This window comes from Ammoniphilus sp. YIM 78166, from assembly GCF_004522215.1.
In the GTDB taxonomy this organism is placed as follows: Bacteria; Bacillota; Bacilli; order Aneurinibacillales; family RAOX-1; genus YIM-78166.
In genome coordinates, this window is record NZ_SDLR01000003.1 from 95274 (window position 1) to 115195 (window position 19922).

General features: G+C 46.6%; 22 protein-coding genes and 1 riboswitch. Of the genes, 16 read left to right on the plus strand and 6 right to left on the minus strand.

The features are described 5' to 3' along the window. Positions 1-4: 4 nt before the first annotated feature. The 3 genes from EIZ58_RS11920 to EIZ58_RS11930 are packed head-to-tail and all read right to left on the minus strand — an operon-like array spanning position 5 to position 1356. Positions 5-493 (minus strand): hypothetical protein, encoded by a 489-nt coding sequence (locus tag EIZ58_RS11920; RefSeq protein WP_167577638.1) that lies wholly within the window; start codon positions 491-493, stop codon positions 5-7. 13 nt (positions 494-506) lie between these two features. Beyond that, positions 507-935: a hypothetical protein gene (locus EIZ58_RS11925; protein WP_134701054.1), complete on the minus strand. Its 429-nt coding sequence runs from the start codon at positions 933-935 to the stop codon at positions 507-509. 10 nt (positions 936-945) lie between these two features. Next, positions 946-1356: a hypothetical protein gene (locus EIZ58_RS11930; RefSeq protein WP_134701055.1), complete on the minus strand. Its 411-nt coding sequence runs from the start codon at positions 1354-1356 to the stop codon at positions 946-948. Positions 1357-1546: 190 nt separating this feature from the next. Here EIZ58_RS11930 and EIZ58_RS11935 point away from each other — a divergent pair, with 190 nt between their 5' ends. Then, positions 1547-1711, plus strand: coding sequence for a hypothetical protein (locus EIZ58_RS11935; protein WP_167577639.1), 165 nt, complete (start codon positions 1547-1549; stop codon positions 1709-1711). A gap of 160 nt (positions 1712-1871) precedes the next feature. Here the strand turns inward: EIZ58_RS11935 and EIZ58_RS11940 are convergent, their stop codons facing one another. Further along, positions 1872-1988, minus strand: a complete 117-nt coding sequence (locus EIZ58_RS11940) for a YhfH family protein (RefSeq protein WP_134701057.1) — start codon at positions 1986-1988, stop codon at positions 1872-1874. Positions 1989-2197: 209 nt separating this feature from the next. On the opposite strand from EIZ58_RS11940, the gene EIZ58_RS11945 reads away from it, so the two are divergent. The 15 genes from EIZ58_RS11945 to EIZ58_RS12020 all read left to right on the plus strand — a co-directional run bounded on the left by EIZ58_RS11945 (position 2198) and on the right by EIZ58_RS12020 (position 19352). Then, on the plus strand, positions 2198-2761 hold the full coding sequence (locus tag EIZ58_RS11945; RefSeq protein WP_134701058.1) for a pyridoxamine 5'-phosphate oxidase family protein: 564 nt from the start codon (positions 2198-2200) through the stop codon (positions 2759-2761). Further along, positions 2754-3245 (plus strand): GNAT family N-acetyltransferase, encoded by a 492-nt coding sequence (locus tag EIZ58_RS11950; protein WP_134701059.1) that lies wholly within the window; start codon positions 2754-2756, stop codon positions 3243-3245. The genes EIZ58_RS11945 and EIZ58_RS11950 overlap by 8 nt, the downstream gene beginning before the upstream one ends. A gap of 917 nt (positions 3246-4162) precedes the next feature. Further along, positions 4163-5395, plus strand: a complete 1233-nt coding sequence (locus tag EIZ58_RS11955; RefSeq protein ID WP_134701060.1) for an MFS transporter — start codon at positions 4163-4165, stop codon at positions 5393-5395. Between the two features lie 449 nt (positions 5396-5844). Continuing rightward, entirely contained in the window at positions 5845-7278 is a 1434-nt protein-coding gene (locus EIZ58_RS11965; RefSeq protein WP_167577640.1) for a PhoH family protein, read from the plus strand. A 75-nt stretch (positions 7279-7353) separates the two neighbouring features. Next, positions 7354-7545: riboswitch (cobalamin riboswitch) on the plus strand. A gap of 189 nt (positions 7546-7734) precedes the next feature. Then, a complete protein-coding gene (locus EIZ58_RS11970) occupies positions 7735-9288 on the plus strand; it encodes an ABC transporter substrate-binding protein (RefSeq protein ID WP_134701062.1) in 1554 nt (517 codons plus the stop codon). Further along, positions 9289-10212 (plus strand): nickel ABC transporter permease, encoded by a 924-nt coding sequence (nikB, locus tag EIZ58_RS11975; protein WP_134701063.1) that lies wholly within the window; start codon positions 9289-9291, stop codon positions 10210-10212. Positions 10213-10224: 12 nt separating this feature from the next. After that, the gene (gene nikC, locus EIZ58_RS11980; RefSeq protein WP_134701064.1) at positions 10225-11040 is read left to right on the plus strand and encodes a nickel transporter permease; all 816 of its coding nucleotides are present in this window, start codon (positions 10225-10227) and stop codon (positions 11038-11040) included. Then, entirely contained in the window at positions 11037-11774 is a 738-nt protein-coding gene (locus EIZ58_RS11985; RefSeq protein WP_167577641.1) for an ATP-binding cassette domain-containing protein, read from the plus strand. The genes nikC and EIZ58_RS11985 overlap by 4 nt, the downstream gene beginning before the upstream one ends. Then, positions 11752-12531 carry an ABC transporter ATP-binding protein gene (locus tag EIZ58_RS11990; RefSeq protein WP_134701065.1) on the plus strand — a complete coding sequence of 260 codons (780 nt, stop codon included), beginning with the start codon at positions 11752-11754 and terminating at the stop codon, positions 12529-12531. The genes EIZ58_RS11985 and EIZ58_RS11990 overlap by 23 nt, the downstream gene beginning before the upstream one ends. Positions 12532-12653: 122 nt before the next feature. Then, the gene (locus EIZ58_RS11995; RefSeq protein ID WP_240689115.1) at positions 12654-14261 is read left to right on the plus strand and encodes a helix-turn-helix domain-containing protein; all 1608 of its coding nucleotides are present in this window, start codon (positions 12654-12656) and stop codon (positions 14259-14261) included. Positions 14262-14345: 84 nt separating this feature from the next. Continuing rightward, positions 14346-15803, plus strand: coding sequence for an aldehyde dehydrogenase family protein (locus EIZ58_RS12000; RefSeq protein ID WP_370297675.1), 1458 nt, complete (start codon positions 14346-14348; stop codon positions 15801-15803). After that, positions 15803-16717, plus strand: coding sequence for an NAD(P)-dependent oxidoreductase (locus EIZ58_RS12005; protein WP_134701068.1), 915 nt, complete (start codon positions 15803-15805; stop codon positions 16715-16717). Before EIZ58_RS12000 ends, EIZ58_RS12005 begins: the two co-directional genes overlap by 1 nt. A 28-nt stretch (positions 16718-16745) precedes the next feature. Beyond that, positions 16746-17582, plus strand: coding sequence for a DUF3100 domain-containing protein (locus tag EIZ58_RS12010; RefSeq protein ID WP_134701069.1), 837 nt, complete (start codon positions 16746-16748; stop codon positions 17580-17582). A gap of 3 nt (positions 17583-17585) precedes the next feature. Then, entirely contained in the window at positions 17586-18038 is a 453-nt protein-coding gene (locus tag EIZ58_RS12015; protein ID WP_134701070.1) for a hypothetical protein, read from the plus strand. Between the two features lie 399 nt (positions 18039-18437). After that, positions 18438-19352: a TRAP transporter substrate-binding protein gene (locus tag EIZ58_RS12020; RefSeq protein WP_167577643.1), complete on the plus strand. Its 915-nt coding sequence runs from the start codon at positions 18438-18440 to the stop codon at positions 19350-19352. Here the strand turns inward: EIZ58_RS12020 and EIZ58_RS12025 are convergent. Together EIZ58_RS12025 and EIZ58_RS35130 are read right to left on the minus strand one after the other, a co-directional pair. Beyond that, positions 19329-19673, minus strand: coding sequence for a type 1 periplasmic-binding domain-containing protein (locus tag EIZ58_RS12025; protein WP_134701072.1), 345 nt, complete (start codon positions 19671-19673; stop codon positions 19329-19331). The genes EIZ58_RS12020 and EIZ58_RS12025 overlap by 24 nt on opposite strands. Continuing rightward, complete coding sequence (locus tag EIZ58_RS35130) at positions 19645-19914, minus strand: ABC transporter substrate-binding protein (protein WP_134701960.1); 270 nt, start codon at positions 19912-19914, stop codon at positions 19645-19647. The genes EIZ58_RS12025 and EIZ58_RS35130 overlap by 29 nt, the downstream gene beginning before the upstream one ends. Positions 19915-19922 lie beyond the last annotated feature (8 nt).

Sequence of the window (19922 nt, forward strand, 5' to 3'; positions counted from 1 at the left end):
CTCCTTATGTCCTTCTCTGTTTTCTCATTACGGAAATAGCTACAATTTCTGCGATTCGAATCACTCTTCTACGTCTGGTTTCCCCATCTATAATGACAATAAAATCGGTATCCATGGCCGCAAGTTCACCTGTGACTTCATTGAAAATTTCATCATCCGGAGCAAACCTCCCCGCTCGGGCGGTTGTAAATACAACGACACGTCTACCTATTAACTTCCTGACTAGATTAACAAACGTTTGATTGAATGGTCCTCGGGTTTTGCTGGGCTTGGATAGGGGCGAACTTCTTTGGGACTTTCGTAGTTCTACAATCTCAGCGATTCTTATGATCACGCTTCTAGAAGCGCTTATTCTTAATATGACAAAGTCTACTCCGACTTTAGCTATCCTTCCTTCAAACCGTACAAGTGGGAAAACCTCTCGTTCCCCTGTAGTTGCGATGATCACTCGAGTGCCTATCAATTTCTGAAGAAGCTCTTTGAAACTGGTCATAGTCATCGTCTCCTTACTTTGTTGCAGTCCGAAAAGTTACCGTCACATTCGACAGAGGAATCAATTCGGTGAGGGTGCCGTCTCTGGTGACTTCGATAAAATCTTTGCCAATCTGGACGATTCGCCTATTGTTAAGAAAGGCTGGTGAGTTTTTTTCTGCTTCTCGTGCAATAGAATTCAAGGTGATGGTGTATTTTGGGGTGGTGGCCTTCGCGGCTTTTCGATGAACGGTCAAGTGTTGCAAACCGGAAGGGGAAAGGATTAGTTTTGAACTATTTTGCTGAACAACAATGATAGATTTAGATACTTTCAGAAGCTTTGCCTCGGTAATGGTGCCGAAAGGGTTGATAAGGGTGGACACTCTCGCACCTATCAGTTGTACCAACCGGTTTTGAAGGGAAAGTGAACTCATAGGAATACGTGTGCGATCTCTAATTTTCAATCGATCACTCCTAACTTTTTCTGGAAATGATTTTGAATTCACTGTGAACTAATCGTTGGGATGCCAGTACATTCCCCCTAGGACTTTTCGGGAACATCGCGATGATCACATTTTTAGCTTTGGCTAGAGTTCTAGCTTCAACGATGACTTGGACTTCATACCGGAAAAAATTTGCACTGGGGAGGGTATCCACATTGAGGGTATGCCCATCAAGGGTGTAATCAGTAAAAGCACCCCTCCGTCTTCTGAACGTATTGAGAGAAAAGATCCTGACTCGCACCGTTACTGGTTCACGGTTATTGTTAAAGACATTTACAAAAACCGCCCTGGCAATCGGTTGCAGACGAGGGGGTCTAACTTGGAAAGGATCAAAACCCTTATCATTTTCAATCACTCCTGATGAATACACAATACGTGCCATACCTGCACCACCTTACATAGAATGAGCTATTTCTTTATTAAATGTAAGTAAGATGAAAATGGAAACGTACATGTATCCATATTCCCAATCGACCCCTTCACGAGACGGAAGGGGGCTATGAGAAAAAATGATATCCAAATCGTAAGAGGGGCGCCAATAAGGGTGGGGGGTGACCTTGGCCGGCTTGGCCTTGCCAGCATTCAACTTGATGGCGGAACCGATTGAAGGGTGGTTACTTATCCTGAGCTACGTGGTTCAAATGCGGGTAAGGATGGGGAAGAATCAGCTTAAAATGGCTGCCATTGAGCGCATTTTAGTATGCACTTATAAAAACCGGACTAAAAATTCACTCTAATGGTGAAAAACCAAGCCAACTGCTGCCCGAGTGAATTGGAATTGCTTTCGTTTTGGGAGCAAACTAAAGTAAAAACAAAAGACCCTTGTCTGTTCAACGTTGAACAAACAGGGGTCTTATCTTTTGTGGGCAGCCATCTTGGTTCCTTCTCTCTTATCTCTTATTCTTCAGTCGTTTTCCCAAAACAGCGAGTGCACTCCATATGGATCGTGTTTGTACGCTCCATAAATTGTTCTCCACACTCGATGCATTCCTTCTCGATCATTTTAAAATTCATTGGTTATCCCTCCTAAAATTTGGTTGGTTTTCCTTGATGTTTTTATTGTATTATAACAGTGCCTATATGTCAATAGGTTGTTATATAACTATTTTTAACAAATTCAGAATGCGAATGGGTAAAAATTGCGATATCCTATTAGAAAGGGAAAGCCCCTGAAAGTCGTTCGAACGCATGGTCAAATTCAGGTAGAAAGAAGGAGAAATTACATGGGGAAGCTTTTTAACGAGTTACAACCGGAGCATGAAGAGTTTATCCGAAAGCAACGAATCTTTTTTGTCGGGACGGCGCCGCTAAGCGAGGACGGTCATGTCAACATTTCTCCAAAGGGCTATGATGTGTTTCGAATTCTTTCAGCCACGGAAGTCGCCTATCTTGACTTGACAGGCAGCGGAAATGAAACGAGCGCCCACATTAGTGAAAATGGGAGAATTACCTTCATGTTTACTGCCTTCGAGGGACCTCCTATGATTTTGCGCTTGTATGGTGAAGGGCAGACGATTTTACCTGGAACAGCGGAATGGGATAAGGTCGCTTGTCACTTTGACCATGTTCCTGGTATTCGTCAAATCATTCGTGCCAGAATTACAGCCGTGAAAACGTCCTGCGGCTACAGCGTACCTTTCTTTGACTATGTTGGCGAACGCGAAACCTTAAAGCAATGGTCCCTGACCAAAGGGGAAGAAGGTTTAGTTAGTTATCGAGAGGATCACAATACGATCAGTATGGACGGGTTGGTCAGTCCTATCGGTAGGAGAAATGAGGATGAATAAGATCTCCACCGTTCGGCTAGAGCGGTATCGGCTCTCCCATTTAAAACAGCTAACTGCGTTCACATTGCCTGACGAACAAGAACCATTTACTGCGCTTCCGTCCACGGTACTTCCTGAGGAGGCGGAGGGGAGACATCCGATCGTGATCGTAAATGAGGGGGCACCGGTTGGCTTTTTCATCCTCCATACGAGTGAGAGGGTAAAGGAGTACACCGAACATCCACGAGCTTTGTTGCTAACGGCTTTCTCCATTGATTATAAGCAACAGGGAAAAGGCTTCGCCAAGCTGGCCATGCAGCAAATTCCAGCCTTTGTGGCCCAGGAGTTGCCTGGCTATGACGAAGTTGTACTCGCTGTGAATCACAAAAACTTGCCAGCTCAGCAGCTTTATCAAAAGGTCGGATTTCATGATACAGGTCGACGCAAGATGGGAGCTATTGGGGAGCAGTATATTTATAGTTTTTCTTTTAGGGGGCACCATTGAATACTATGAATGTATTCGTCAATATTCGGGGAGTGACAGTGGTCGGACCCATTGGCAAGGAAACAGGAGGCGCGCTTGCACCCCTAGAAAAGTAAAGCGAGTTAACGCAGTTTAAGGGTAACCTTTACGGGTTTGGGACCAACTCACCGAGTATCGTGACCAAAACTCCGAGAATAGCTGGAATGGTTATAGGTACGTGACCATACGGTATCTACTCGTGAGCAAACGCTACCTTTCCGTGAGTAAATCAAAAATTTTGTGAGCATTCATGCCTCGAGCAAGAATGTTCGGGGCCAACAACAGGTATAGATGAAAAATAACAGCCGAATTACTTGAAAAATCAACTTGAATGAAAGGCTCTAAACCGAAGTTTAGATTGCACTTCTAAAAAGTAGCCCCAAATCACTCCATCTCTCAAAAAAACATAACGAGGTGCTCCTGTTTAAGTGTAACCGTTACCGGTATTCAGGCGGATGTTCTTACCTATCAGTTTAGTAAAACTAACACGATCAACCGCACCAGTTACGTAACCTGGCAGAGAAATGGATTCACCCTTATTCTAGCAGTCGGCGGAGAACCTGCAATTAAATGATTGAAGTAGCAAAAATAATTGATCAACAGGCAATGGAGCTAAAGCCATAGATAGGCGGCAGGATAAGTTGCCACGCATAGAATTTTCGTAAGGGGTAAAGGGCTAGTCAAGCTGGTAGGGAGCCAAGCTTGAGCAAGCTCTTTTCTTTTGATCTGCAATCCTTCAAGAAGCAGACTCGAATCTAAATGGAAGGTATTTGGGTCAACTTTCATAATGCTTCTTTTTAAGAGATATGGTCGGCCGCCCGTTTGATAAGAGCTGGTTTAGGTATGTGTATGGTATAATCTTTGATATTTGGAAACTAATTAAAGAAGGTAGGACTAACGTGAATCGCTCTTTCTATGCTTTGTTAGTTTGTCAGACTACAACTAACCTTGGTTTTGCGTTATATACCATGGTCGTTGTTTTACATCTATTTGATAAGACGGGTTCTACGACATTAGCTGCAACCGTCACCTTGGTAAGTCTCGTTTCACGGATGATCAGTACGATACTTCTGCCTACAATTTCAGATAAAATGAAACCACCGATATTGCTAATGTACTCTCAGTTAATCCAACTGATCCTTCTTTTTGGATTGTTTAGATTGTTTCTTGAGGAACTTAATACGATAAACCTACTGATCATCTTTATTTTGTTGGGATTTATATCATTTCTTTCTGGATTTTTTTCTCTCATTAAATCATCTATAGTGAAATCTATTGTGTCAAAAAGTTACAGAGTCAAGGCTAATAGCCTTCTATCAAGCGTGGACCAAACATTTTTATTTGCTGGTTGGACCTTTGGTGGGGTGCTTATAGCTTTTCTTGGCAAAGAAAATACCCTTTTCATTACAATTAGCCTCCTTATCGTATCGATGCTTTCATTATTTTTGGTAAAAGGCAGTATGCCTTCAATAGTTGAATCGCAAGCAGGAATTATCACTACCATAGTAGTGGGCTGGAAACTTCTTTTCACACATAAAGGACTTAGAATTATAATGATCATGGATTTAATAGAGGCTTGGGTCGGTACGATATGGATAGGAGCGGTAACACTCACTTATGTACAAGATGCACTTGGTAAAGGTGAAGCCTGGTGGGGTTATATTAATGGTGGCTACTACCTGGGAACTATTCTTGGGGGAATTTTAGTGTATCGTTTTTCCAAGTTGTTACAGGGGCATTTAACTAGCTTTATGTTGTTGGGTTCTGCGGCTTTTGGAGCTCTAACCTTGGCCTACGGTTTTGTTTCCGAACCTTTTATTGCTTTGTTTATCGTGTTATTAATGGGACCTTCTTATCAAATGAGAGACTTAGCGCAAGAAACCATGTTTCAAAATAGTGCGGATGAAGGGACTTTAACAAAAATACTTTCAGCAAGATCAACATTAGTTCAACTTATTTTCATAGCCTCTATTCTTGGGATTGGAGCGTTAACGGATTGGATAGGAGTTCGTCTTGTTTATATTCTATCAGGCTGCTTATTGATCGTTTCCTCTCTTTTCGGATTCATTCAGCTTCAACTTCGTGGAAAAGGGACTTCTTTAGAAAATGAAACTGTAAATGTAAATGGCTAAAAAGGTAGCGGATTTCTCGCTCTCTGGAAGGAAAGTGTTGTAATAGGACAATAAAATGAAGGGAGGTAGATTCTCATTTTTGCTCGACTGAAAGCATGGGCTAAGCAGCTTACTTAAAAGGCAGGTTTTTGTACTTTATTTCGCTTATAAAGATCATCGCACCCCTTGGTGTAAAGTAATGGCACAGGAACGAATGGAAAAGGGTAAACCCAAAAACTGGTTTGCCTTTTTATCTTAGTGTGGATAATAGGTGCTTTATGGATTTCAAACACAGCATATCGCTATTTGTCCATGTAACGGGGATCCCCCAAATTTTAATAGTTAAATTTTAGTTAATTTTTTATTAAGATTTTGCTAAACCTGTCTCAGTTTCCCCATTTTATTCCAGCCTTTGATACAATGAATCTAACCAGGTGTTAACTGGGTAATTCATGGTTAGGAGGCATTCAATGATTAAAACCTTTATACTTGATACCTCAGCAATTATTGAAGATCCAAAATTTATTCTTTCTCTCCAGGAAAACATGGTTATTATTCCCGAAGTAGTGTTAGAAGAATTGGATCACCTCAAAGAAAATAAGGGATATAAGGGGTACAGTGCCCGTGAAGCTCTGCGGACCTTAGATGACCTTGCTTATCATGGAAAAACCAAAGAGGTAAAGGAATCTCTAGCCGAGGGCATATACCTGCCGGATGGAGGAGTCATAAAGGTAGAATTGAATCACATTAAAGAAAAAATGCCCCATTCCTGGATTACGGACAAGTCGGATAACCGGATTCTACAAGTATGCATCGGATATATAGAGGAGCATCGGCGAAAAAGGAATCCCAGTCCTGTGTTATTAGTCACAGAAGATGCTGGTTTGCGTGTCAAAGCGGATGCATTACAGATCCCTTGCGAAAGCATCCGGCAAAACCGTGCTCCTAAATTGACGGATCAGTACACGGGAAGAATGGATTGTGTAGTCGATCCGAAATGGATAGACATGCTTCAACAGGAAGAATGGTTAGATCCTCAATGGATTGGCTTACATCCGCAGGATCTCGTGGTTAATCAGTTTATCATTTTGCAAAATATGTTTCAGGAAAAGCATACCTATGTTGGTATATGGACTAGCGAAGGGATCATGCCGATAAAACATTTAGGCGGTCATTACCCTGCAGGGATAAAACCCCGAAACTTATATCAGCAGCTTATGATTCACATGTGCTTATTGCCTGCTAAACAAGCTCCTTGTGTCATCATTAAAGGACCGGCAGGAACCGCAAAGACACTTATTGGGGTGGCTTGCGGTTTTCATCAGGTCAGACACTTTGGTGGGTATAAGCGTGATGAGGAAGGATATCGGAAGCTACTAGTTTGTCGGCCCGCCGTCAGCGATGAAGACTTGGGCTATCTGCCGGGTACCGAACAAGAGAAATTAGCACCGTACATGCGTCCTATCCGCGATAATTTAGAAACGATTTTACGAGCTTCGTCCAAAAACCGGGAATCCGAGGAATTGCAAAAAGAGTTGGTTCTTCAATCCGAAATTAATAAATTATTCGAAAGCGGAATCATTGACTGCCAAGCGGTAGGTTTCTTGCGCGGCCGAAGTATCCCTGACCAATACATTATTGTCGATGAGGCGCAGAACTTGACTGGTAGTCAGGTGGAGATGATTCTTACCCGTATTGGGGAAGGCAGTAAATTAATTCTATTGGGAGACCCCAAGCAAATCGATCACCCCTATTTAGATGAGAGGAGCAACGGGTTGAGTGTAGCTTCTGAAATAATGAAGGGTGATCCATTATGCATTCAACTGACGCTTTCGGAATCGGAATCTGTCCGCTCACCCCTTGCCAAATCATTAGCGGAACGGTTTAATCGACGTAAAACTTAATCATTCGACAAAATCCGGGGAGTGACAGGCACCCACTTGACACCTCATAGAGATAAGTGTAAATTTCAATAGAACTACATATTTGTGCTAATAGGTTCCTTATGAATAAAAATAAGGATGAAAAGGGAAGTTCGGTGAAAATCCGACACGGACCCGCCACTGTAATAAGGGAGTTCTCATCTAAGTGCCACTGATCTATCGGATTGGGAAGGCTGATGAGAATGATGATCTTTTAGTCAGGAGACCTGCCTGTTTCACGATTACACAACGAACCTACGGGAAACTAGGGAGGTGTTACGCACGAGCGGTATAATCTGCTATTTTATGCGTCAACATACAGCATCTTCCTTCTATAAACAGGGAGATGCTTTTTTGTTTGGTAAATCAATCATTTAATCAATCAATCATTCAATCATTCAACGAATCGATAGAACGATAGAGGAGGCTTTATTAATCATGAAGAACACGAAGAAAAACACGAAGAATCAACGTTATACTAAGTGGCTTACTCTCTTCGCCCTAATCATTCTATTAGTAGGCTGTAAGGCGCAGAATGAGGAAGCGACAGAGGCAAATTCTCACACTAGAAATAAGACATTAACGGTAGCTTTTCCATGGAGCCCGTCCACGCTTGATCCCCATGGCCAAGATAGCTGGGAAGTCATGCGCTCAGGAACGGGCGAGACTCTCGTTCGGTTAAATGAGAATTTAGAGCCAACCCCTTGGCTCGCGAAGGAATGGAACCAGGAAGACGAAACGACATGGGTATTGAAGCTGCAGGAACATGTAACCTTCCATAACGGTGTCCCGATGGATGCTGACAAAGTGAAAGATTCATTACTGCGATCGATGGAGAAGTCGCAACGAGCAAAGGATTTATTGCTAATAGAATCCATCGAAGCCTTAACCGCAAGTGAACTAAAAATCGTAACCAAACAACCCAACGCTGCGTTAATAGCTCATTTGGCGGATCCGGCTGCCATGATTGTGGACGTGAAAAGCTTAGAAGCGCCCTATCCTGCTCTTACGGGGGCCTTTAAGATCGAGGAATTTAACAAAGACCAGTCCCTTGTAGTAAGCAGGTATGAAGAGTATTGGGGTGAACCGGCTCTACTCTCGAAAGTGACCATCCAATTCATAGCGAATGGAAATACGAGATTAATGGCTTTACAAGCAGGGGATGTACATGCCGCTACGGATATCCCTATAGACCAAGTCCCTTTATTGGAGAAGGACGAGAAATTGAAGGTCTTGACTGCACCATCCCTTCGAACCCATATGATAGTTTATAATCTAGATTCACCATACCTTCAGGATGCAGCGATGAGAAAAATCCTTGATCATCTCGTCCCTCGTAAAAGTATCGTGGATTCGGTGATGAATGGACTGGGGACAGAAGCAAACAGTCCCTTTTCCGATGTGCTGCCATTTGGGAAAGTAGAAAGAGTTCAGCAAGAATCCTCTATTGAATCGATGATGACAGCCAACGGCTGGGAGAAAAATGGACAAGGACTATGGGAAAAGGATGGAAAAGCGCTGGAATTGACGATGTTAACCTTTCCCCAACGACCAGAGCTGACCGTGATGGCAGAAGTGATCCAGCATGAATTAGGAAAGCAAGGCGTAAAAGTCCATCTCCGTCAAGTCGAAAACATCGATGATGCCCTATCCAAAGAGGACTGGGATCTCTCGATGTATAGTATGTTAACGGCGCATACCGGAGATCCTGAATACTTTTTGAATGTGTTCTATCGCTCTGGCAGTGAATCCAATGTCAGTCGTTATACTTCGAGCACGCTAGAAGAAGTCATCGATCAGCTTAATAGGACAACGGACGGAGTCAAGCGTACTCAATTGGCTATCGAAGCACAAGAAATAATTAATAGAGACTTACCGCAATCGTTTATCGTGCATCCCGTAACGGTATTTGCTGTACAAAAGGGTGTCGAAGGATTTGTTCCTCATCCTATTGAATATTACTATATTCATGCGAAGATGGATGTGGATTAAATGTTTTGGGCAGAACGGGCCCTTCAATGGTTCGGTGTTGTATTTTTGGTTTCCTCGTTGACGTTTCTCCTATTACGGCTATCCCCCGGGGACCCCGCCCAGATCTTGCTCACTGCGCAGGGGGTACCTGCCACCGAAGAAGCGTTAGTCAACCTGAGAGAAGAACTGGGACTTACCGATTCCTTATGGAGTCAGTATATCAAGTGGTTAATCGACGTTTTTACTTGGCAATGGGGCACCTCTTACGCTTCCAAAGAACCTGTTCTAGCAGAGTTATGGAATAGGTTCCCTGCCACGTTGGAGTTAGCGATGGCTGGCTTGTTGGTCATGTTTATCGTCACAGTGGTGATAGGGGTGTTCACCGCGATTTTTTCGGCAGGCTGGTTCGAAAGGATAGGGAGAATGGTAGCGATATTGGGTGCGGCCATCCCTTCCTTCTGGCTTGGCTTTATCCTCATCTATATTTTTTCGGTCAAGCTGGGGTGGCTCCCGTCGATGGGGAGCAGTAGCTGGAAACACCTCGTTTTGCCAGCTCTTACCCTTGGACTCGGCATGGGTGCGGTCTATTCTCGCGTATTGCGCACGAATATGCTGGAACTGATGCAACAAAGCTTTGTCAAGGCGGCTAAAGCAAGAGGCTTGTCCAAAGGTCGGATCCTCATCTTTCATTTGTTAAAGCATGCCTTCTTACCCATTATTACGATGATTGGAACCAGTTTTGCCTTCATGTTAGGAGGAAGCGTGATTGTAGAAACGATATTCTCATGGCCTGGCCTAGGTAAATATATCATGGAAGCTATTCGTCTTCGTGATTACCCCGTGATTCAGGGCTATGCCATCTTCTCCTCCTTACTCTTTGTTTTCATCCATTTTATTGTGGATGTACTATTGGTGCTTTTAGACCCCCGATTAAGGGCAAGGTAGGAGGAGAGGCATATGACAAAGAAAATACCGTTGCTTCTAGGGGTGGGGATCATCCTGGTCATCCTGGCAATGGGCATCTTGGCGCCTTGGCTTGCTCCTCATGATCCGTTAGCTATTCATCTCTCCAATCGACTCTCATCGCCTAGCTGGTTCTACCCGTTTGGAACGGATCACCTAGGTCGATGTGTGTTATCTCGTATCCTATATGGGATCAGAACCACGGTTGCCTGTTCGTTTCTCATCTTGGTTTTTACTATTCTGATCGGTTTGCCTATCGGACTTTTATCCGGCTACTCACGCAGCCGACCGGATCACTTTTTGATGCGTGTCATTGAGGGGACGCTAGCCATTCCTGATATGGTCCTTACGCTTGCTATCGTCGGGATCCTTGGCCCTGGACTGCTAAATATGGCAGTGGCCATCCTGATGGTTCGCTGGGCGATGTATGTTCGAGTGATTCGCAGTCTTGTGCTGAAAGTGACAAAGGAAGATTATATCTTGGCCGCTCGAATGTCTGGCAATTCACATGTCCGTATTCTGCGGCATTATCTTCTTCCGCAAATTCTATCTCCCATCCTGGTTTATGCAACCCTAGATATGGGGAGAATTGTCTTGCTCATTGCCGGCCTTTCCTTTCTAGGGTTAGGGACCCAACCGCCCACACCCGAATGGGGAGTCATGTTGCATGATGCAACCGCCTATTTCCAGCTTGCTCCTCATGTCATGATTTTTCCTGGATTGGCCATTGTGTTGTTCGTATTGTCCTGCCAGCTTGTCAGTGATCGGTTCAAAGCGTTGGATGTCCCGTTACAAAAGAGAGGTGTATGATGAAAGAGAAAAAGCCCTTATTACGCATAGAACAGATGGTAATCTCCTATCTTACTAGGAAAGAATGGAGGCCCCTTGTTCAAGATGTCTCCTTTTCGTTATCCCCAGGGGAAATACTCGCCCTGGTTGGTCCTAGCGGCTGCGGCAAAAGCTTAACGGCCCAAGCCATCGTTGGGTTGTTGGAACCTGGCTTTAGAGTAACGAGAGGACATTTCTACTACCAAGATACCAATATTTCACAATATAACGAGAAAGAGTGGCAAAGGCTGAGAAGGGAAGAAATAGCCCTTCTAGTCCAAGATTCATTAAGCAGCTTAAATCCCATCCGCACGGTAAAAAGCCAGATGGTCGAAACGATCAACTTACGAAAAAAGGGAACAAAGGGAGACGTCGAGTCATATCTATGTTCCCTATTATCTCAAGTGGGATTTACCCATCCAGAGGAGATTCTGATTTCTTATCCATTTGAATTGAGCGGGGGAATGCGGCAACGCGTCTTGCTAGCCATGATGCTAAGCTTGCAGCCCAAGATCCTCATTGCAGATGAACCCACAACTGCTTTGGATATCATTAACCGAGAAAGGGTATGGTCCTTATTTAAGAAGCTGCGACAGGACTTTAATCTGGCCATTTTGCTTATTTCTCATGATAAAGCCAGCGTTCAGCGGATTGCGGATCGCGCCATCGAGATGAGTCCAGGAGGAAGGTGTCATGAACTTACTGGAGTTACGTGAGGTGACCAAGGAGTACCCAACAAGCTCGAGAAGAAAAGGCTGGTTTGGTCAGAAGACCCAAGTCCAGGCCGTAAATCGAGTCAACGTAACCATCCAAAAGGCGCAAACCTGGGGATTAGTCGGTGAAAGTGGTAGCGGAAAAAGCACGTTAGCGAAGCTGATTTTAAAGATTGAACCCTTAACCGCTGGCGAGATCTTCCTAAAAGGACAATGCCTATATGGGAAGAAAATGAAGGATCTCTTCATCTATAAGACCATTCAACTGGTCCTACAAGATTCGTCCTCCTCCCTTCACCCGAAGTTGAGTATCAGGGAAATCCTGATGGACCCGATACGGAACTTTTTTCCAAAGCAAAAAGGAGAGTGGGAGGATAGGCTGTTAAAATGCCTGCAGCTCGTCGAGCTTGATCCAACCTTTTTATCTCGATATCCTCATCAATTAAGCGGCGGACAGAAGCAACGAGTGGCGATCGCCAGAGCACTGGCGGTTGGGCCGGAGTTCATTATCTTTGATGAATCCCTGGCTAGTTTAGATGAAGAGTCGCAACACTCCATCCTCTCTTCCTTAAAGTCGATCCGAGAGGAAGAGCAGCTTACCTACCTCTTTATTACCCATGACCTCCAATCAGCTATGCAACTGTGTGACCAAATCGCGATTATGTATCAAGGTGAGCTGGTGGAAACGTTTAGTTGCTCGGAAGATGTGCGGACCTTGCAGCATCCTTATTCGCAGTTATTGTTTCAGGGTTTGGGCTAAAGAGGAGCTATGTTCGTCTACAGCTGAGGCAAGGGACTTTCCTTCTATGAAGCAAGCATTGGGTGCTTTGTAATTAGTGGATGCAAAATTTGGACAAATGATCAGGATGGTGATTAGCCTTGATGGTATATAAGCTCCTGGAAATAAATAAACTCCTGACGAAATCCCTTCAGTTGGAGGTGGTGCTCGAGACGTTAGTGAAGGCGGCGGTGGAGCTCATAGAGGTTTCCGATACCGTGATGCTTTATCTCTATGATTCGGAAGTTCAAGTGCTGAGACTTGCCGAGGGGGTAGGCATCGATAAGAAGGTGATGCAGAACATTGCGTTTCAGCCTGGAGAATCCTTGACAGGCATCACGTTTTTGGCGAAGAGACCGATGCTGTATAGAACCCATGAAGATATTCAGAAAAGCATGACGGGCATGACCCCTCAGAACTACAGCTATTATATTCAAGGCGTTTACGAGCGGCAGGTGAGAAGTGCATTTTGCGTCCCTTTGCTGTATCAGGACAGTTGTTTAGGCGTGCTTGCTGTAGACAATTTTGAGAATGAAGGGTACTTTACCGAGGAGGATATTCGGGTCATTGAGGTGATTGCTGATCAGAGTGCCATTGCGATCGTGAATTCCAGGCTGGTGCAGAACTTGAAAGAAAAAAATGCCCAGCTAAGCAGTTCTTTAGACATTCATCAGAAGTTCACGCAAATCATACTGGAGGGCGGCGGGGTCGAGCCGATCCTCACCTTGCTCGGCCGCATCCTGCGGACCAAGGTGAGCTACAAGGAGGCCATGCAACAAAACGATATTCTTCATATTTTCCCGATCATTCGGGAACGAGAAAACTTCGGCTACCTTCACCTTCAGCAGCGGAAGATTACCTCCCTTTCTTCTATTGAACGGAGCGCGATCGAACATGCAGCAACCGCGCTCGTCCTGTTTATGATGAAGGAAAACGCCCTCTATGAAAAAGAGCTTCACCTCCGCGGAGAGCTGTTTCATCAGATGACGAAAGGATCGGCCTCCTCCCTCGGACAGCTGAAGCAGATGGCACGGCAACTGCAGTGGGATCCTTTGGGGGAACTGCAATGTCTGGTCATGGAGGGGCGAAAGGAGACATTATGGAGGTCAGAGAATATCCGCGGCAAAGAAACCTTTGTCCGTTCGATCGAGTCTCTGAGTCGAGGGCTGCATGAGAGTAGCCTTGTTTTTCCGGTGGGCTATCAGATTGTTATTCTTATGTCGGTGGGAAAGGAAGAAACGATGCGTCAGCTCTACGAAACCATTGACCGGCACTGGGGGCATTTGAAGGATATCGTATATGGCTTAGGCAGGAGAAGTTCCTTGAGCCACGTGGGCAACTCCTATGAAGAAGCCTTGGATGCCGTCCGTTACGCAAAAGCCCGCAAGGACCTTCAGTTTGTCAGCTACTCTAAGCTGGGAGCAGAACGACTCTGGCAAAATCTTGACCCTACCGTACTTGAACATTTTGTAGAGGATAAATTAGGTCCTCTGTTTCAGGCAGGGGAAGAGTATTATGAGACGTTAACGATGCTCATCGATTGCAACAAGAACCATAAGCTGACCGCGCAGCGGCTTCATATTCACCCGAACACGTTGTATTATCGCGTGAAAAAAATCGAGCAGACCCTAGGGATTTCCATAGACCAAGACATGGACTGGCTCAACCTTGTCCTTGCTTATCGTATGCATGTGTCTACCCACAAAAAATAGGTGAAAACCTTGTGGGTAGACACATTCTTTATTATATTCAGAAGATTTATAATGATATAAAATATAATGAGGAGGACAAACATCATGAGTGTACCAGCCATGTATCACAATTATATTGGGGGCCAATGGATTCCCAGCCTGAGTGGGGAAGTCTACCCCAGTATCAATCCTGCCAAGGTAGAGGAGGTGTTAGGTTATTTTCAGAAATCCAACGAGGAGGACGTGAAGCATGCGATTGCGGCTGCGAGAGAAGCGTTCCCCGCATGGTCGCAGACTCCGGCACCTCAACGGGGAGAGATTTTGTTCCAGCTGATTGTTCACCTCGAGAAGGAAAAGGAAGAGCTCGCCCATATCCTAACTAAGGAGGTCGGGAAGTCCTTACGCGAGGCACGCGGGGAAGTGAATAAGACCATTCAAGCCATGAAGCAGTTTAGCGGGGAAGCGACACGCTTGACGGGAGAAACGGTGCCATCGTTTGATGCGGAGATCTTTGCTTATACTGTTCGGGAGCCGTTAGGCGTGGTGGGAGTCATTGCTCCTTACAACTTTCCTTTGGGAATTGGGGTCTGGAAGATCGCTCCTGCCTTGATTGCGGGAAACACAGTCGTCTTTAAGCCTGCCAGCCATACCTCCCTCATCAGTGTGAAGATTATGGAGCTGTTTGAAAAGTCAGGCGTTCCGGCTGGCGTGCTGAATATGGTAACGGGACCCGGCTCGGTGGTCGGTCGCGTGTTCGGGGAGGATCCTGAGGTCAAGGCGGTTTCCTTCACCGGCTCGACGGACGTGGGCGTCCAGCTGGGCAAAGCCGTCCAGGCTCGCGGCGGAAAAATGCAAGCAGAAATGGGAGGGAAGAATCCCGCGATTATTTTGGAGGATGCGGACCTGGATTATGCTTTAGACAGCATTGTGGTCAGCGGTTTTCTGGATAATGGCCAGCGCTGTACGGGAACCAGTCGCCTCATCGTCCTAAAGTCAATGGCCTCTACGATTATTCCAAAGCTGGTGGAGAAGGCCAAAGCTCTGAAAATCGGCAATGGCTTGGAACCGGGCGTGGATAACGGTCCTGTCGTGGACGAGGGACAGCTCCAGACGTATCTGCACTATGTCAAAACCGCCAAAGAAGAAGGGGCCGTCCTAGAGTGCGGCGGGGAGCGCTTGACGGAGGGCGAGCTGGCTCATGGCTACTTCGTCTTGCCTACGGTATTCAGTAAGGTCACTCCGGAGATGACCATTTTTAAGGAAGAGATTTTTGGCCCCGTGATTGGCGTGCTGGAGGTGGATAGCTACGAGGAGGCCATTGCGCTGGCGAATCAAAATGAATTTGGTTTGTCCTCTACGATCTATACGAATGACTTGAAGAAGGCCTTTCATTTCGTTCGTCACATTCAATCCGGCGTCACGCATGTCAACCTTCCGTCCACCTACTTCGAGAATCAATTCCCGTTCGGGGGGAAAAAGGATTCTAGTATCGGCCCTCGTGAACAAGGCAGTACGGCACTTGATTTCTGGACGGAGATTAAAACCGTCTACATGAAGCCATAATGGAAGGAGGGAAGGTGCAAATGAAGAAAGTAGGGGTTATTGGCTGCGGAGCCATGGGAAGAGGCATGGTCAAAAACCTGGTTCAGCAGGGGTATGAAGTTCACGTTTATGATGTCGATAAAGCTTGTGTGAGTGCAGCGGCGGCTTTTGGGGCGACCGCAGCGATGACGGTGGCCGAGCTTGGAGGGGCGGTGCAGGTGGTACTCACCTCGCTTCCTACTTCAGCCATCCTCATGGAAACCCTTGCCGGAGAGGAGGGCGTTCTGTCCACTTTAGAGCCCGGATCCTTCATCCTGGACATGGGCACCACGGACGTGGATGTGACGCGGAAGCTGTACGAAAAGGCATTAGCCGCAAACGTGGGGTTCTTGGATTGTCCGGTTAGCGGTGGTCCGCAGGGGGCCGACCAGGGAACCCTGACGATCATGGCGGGAGGCGATGAAGCTGCCTTTGCCCAAGTGCTCCCGGTGCTAGAAGCGATAGGGCAGGAGATCCTCTACATCGGCCAGTCCGGTTCGGGCCAAGTGGTCAAGCTTTGCAATAACATGGTAGTGGCAGGCATTAATGTGCTGTTGAGCGAGGCTTTTCTAACGGGTGTAAAAGCGGGAGTACCGGTGGAGACGATCGCCGAGGTGATGCAGAAGGGATCAGGGCAGAGCAAGGTGCTTTCGGTATTTGGACCGAATTTGCTTCAGGGCTCCTATGATCGAGTGATTTTTATGCTCAACCATATGGCGAAGGATGTAGATTTATACATGCAGCTAGCCAAGGGCGGAGGGGTTCCTTCTTTTATGGGCTCGCTCGTCCAGCAACTGTTTGAGCTGGCGAAGCAGCAAGGGAAGGGAACGATGGACACAACGGCTGTAGGTCAGATGCTTGAGGAGCTAGCGAAGCAAAAAATTGCTGCCCATTAAAAATGGATGAAACTCGGGAGGGATGAACATGTCGGAGCAACATAGAAACCTTTGGAAGGATTGGCGTTTGCACGCAATTGTTCTGTTTGTGGTTTTGCTTACGGAGTGGATAGGCACGCATCGGTTCACGGTTGGGCCGGGCGTGATTTTGCTGCTGCCGATGCTCTATGCGATCATCATAGGCTTAGGCCTCTACTTTACTCCTTTAATCAAGGAGAAGCAGTCGGCTAACGCAGAGCCGCTGATTGTATTAGGGGTGACGCTGCTAATTGCCAAGATTGGCGTGATCATAGGACCCTCCTTGCCCAAGGTCATCGCAGCAGGCCCGGCCTTGTTTCTTCAGGAGTTTGGGAACCTGGGTACGATCCTAATCGCACTTCCGGTAGCTGTGGCTCTAGGCTTGAAGCGGGAGGCCGTAGGGATGACCCACTCGATTGCCCGCGAACCGAATGTCGGATTGATCGTGGATAAATACGGGTTCAATTCGCCAGAGGGCCGGGGCGTTATGGCCATTTATATTTTCGGGACGGTGTTTGGTGCGGTATTCATGGGGCTCATCTCTGGTTTTTTGGCGACCCTTACCCCGCTTCATCCCTTATCCTTCGCCATGGCCTCCGGCGTCGGAAGCGGCAGTATGATGGCGGCGGCCAGCGGGTCGCTAATAGCAGCGTTCCCCGAACTGGAGAAGGATATTATTGCCTTTGCCGGGGCGAGTAATCTCCTTTCTTTGACCACCGGGTTGTATATGAGTATCTTCATCGGCTTGCCCCTAACGGAAAAGCTGTATGAATGGCTAGCGAAGTACCGGAAGTCCCCCGAGCCGGAGGCTGGATCTAATTCCAATCATGACAAGAGGGAGGTGTAGCGGATGATTCAAAACATTCAAGAATGGGTCTTGGTGCTCCTGATCTTCGGTATCACCGCATTACTGGGAAATTGGATTGGCTATGATGTGTTGCCCCTAGAAGCTATACCAGGCATGATTGTCCTTATCCTTATTTGTTTAGCGGGGCTTATCCTTCAGAAGCTTCTTCCCTTTAGCATGCCAAGTGTCGCCTACATTGGCATTATCGGGATTCTCGTGTCCATGCCTTGGATGCCCGGCGCCGCTCTCGTCGATCAGTGGACGACGAAAGTGAACTTATTGGCTTTAGCCACCCCGATCCTGGCCTACGCGGGTATTGCGATCGGGAGATCCTGGGCTGATTTCAGAAAGTTAGGATGGAAAAGCTTGGTGGTTGCCGTCTGTGTCTTCGTTGGCACCTTTCTCGGGTCAGCCATCATCGCCGAAATTATTTTAAGGATACAGGGGATTATTTGATAGAGTTTAGAATCCTTTGCAAGGGTGTCTTAGGTGAACCTGATGTTGGTGCAGGTTCATACGGGCATCCTTTCTTCGGGTATACCCTCGCAGGTAGGGGACTACAAGGATCTCCAGCCCATAAAGGGAGAGCAAAGCAAGTACGTTTGGAGCGCTCTTTTTCAAAGACCTTTTACAGTTGTATGACGATATCCTTCCCGCAAAGCAGCCCGTGCTTTACCTCATCACTTATATCAGCGTATTATCTGTCCCCCCTCCAAAGGCGCACCCCTCGGATTTAACTTTCTTTCGTCATGATTCCTCTTGCCCAAAAGTATTCACGCCCGCTCCTTGCATCCTCATTTGTCATAACATAAACCAAAAGTGTGATCACTTTAATAGTCATGGAGGAATATCCGTGTGGAAATTACGGTAGGTCATTTGAATCCGGTGGACTCCGCTTATCAGCGGGGCTCGTTGGTCTTTAAGAGAGCAGTGGAAAGCTTCTCAAAGGGTCGTGTTCAAGTTCGCGTCCTTCCTCGCTTGAACGTAAGCGGTGGACAATTGATCGAAGCGGTGCGGGCAGGAAAACTCGATATAGGCGTAACGGCCTCCGGGCCCATTGGAGAGCTTGTTCCGGAGACAAATGCCTTTGATTTTCCCTATCTATTTAAAAGTCGTAAGCACGCTTATAAGGTACTGGATGGAGAGATTGGGAACGAGGTCAGCCGAGCGATCAGGAAGATCGGATTGAGAAATTTGGCTTGGAGGGAAAATGGCTTTCGTAATATTACAACGACAAGAAAGCCGATCCGTAAACCCCGTGACCTGAAGGGGCTGAAGTTTAGGACCTTGGATAATCCTATCTATCAGACCTTGTTTAGGCTATGGGGTACCGAACTTTCTTCCATTCCGTTTCCCGCCCTCTATGCTGCACTCAAAAATGGGAGGGTACACGGCCAGGAAAACCCGCTGGGATTCATCATCCCCAACCGGTTTTACGAGGTGCAGCGGTATTTAACGCTGACGGGGCACACGTACAGCCCTGCTTTGTTTGTCATGAATGCTTCGAGATACGAACGTTTACCCGTTCCACTAAGGAAAATCATTCTGCAAGCCGCAAAGCTTGCTCGTGATTACGAAAGGAACTACTTGAGAAAAAATCAAATGGGCTTCTTGCGGACCGCCCAAAAGGGCGGGATGTGCATCTTGACCAAGAAAGACATTGATCTTTCGGCTTTCGTTCGTACTTCCAGGGAGGTATATGCCAGACTCGGAAAACCGTACAAAGAGATTCACCGGAGAATTCGCTTACTTTCCCCTCGCGTTCCATGAAGGAGCCGGCCAGATGACCTGGGTTTCCGCCAGCGCGGGAGGCCAGATGATCCGGTATTGCTGGTTCAATAGCTGAACCAGCAGACCATTCGCCCATTCGTTTTGGCCCGACTCATTGAATCGGACTCCCCTCCAAGGCATGATAAGCTGAGATCCAGGAAGTCTAGTCTGCCTTAGTGCCCGACGAATAGACTCGGGAGCTGTGCTATCTGCTCGATAGATGGCATCCGCCAGGACGATCATACCCGTGAAACTCCTGGCATTCGTTTCATTCATATCCTCGCCAAAGAGATCACGGTACTGCTGATTGATGGCCTTCACCCACACCCACTTGCCTAATCAGTTGCTTTGCTGCTTTTTCCCCTGTTGCCGGATCGCCCTTCGAGTCTCTCCACACAAGTCGAATTCTCCGTTTTCCCAGTAGGGGTAATCTATACGTTTGATGTAAGCGATGCACGGCTAATTCTAATGCTTGCCGAATACTCCTGCCGACGGGTGCATGCTCCCCGCTTAAGGGATAGATGGCGCCAACTACGATATCATTGCGTTTGCTGAATTCGATTTTTTTCG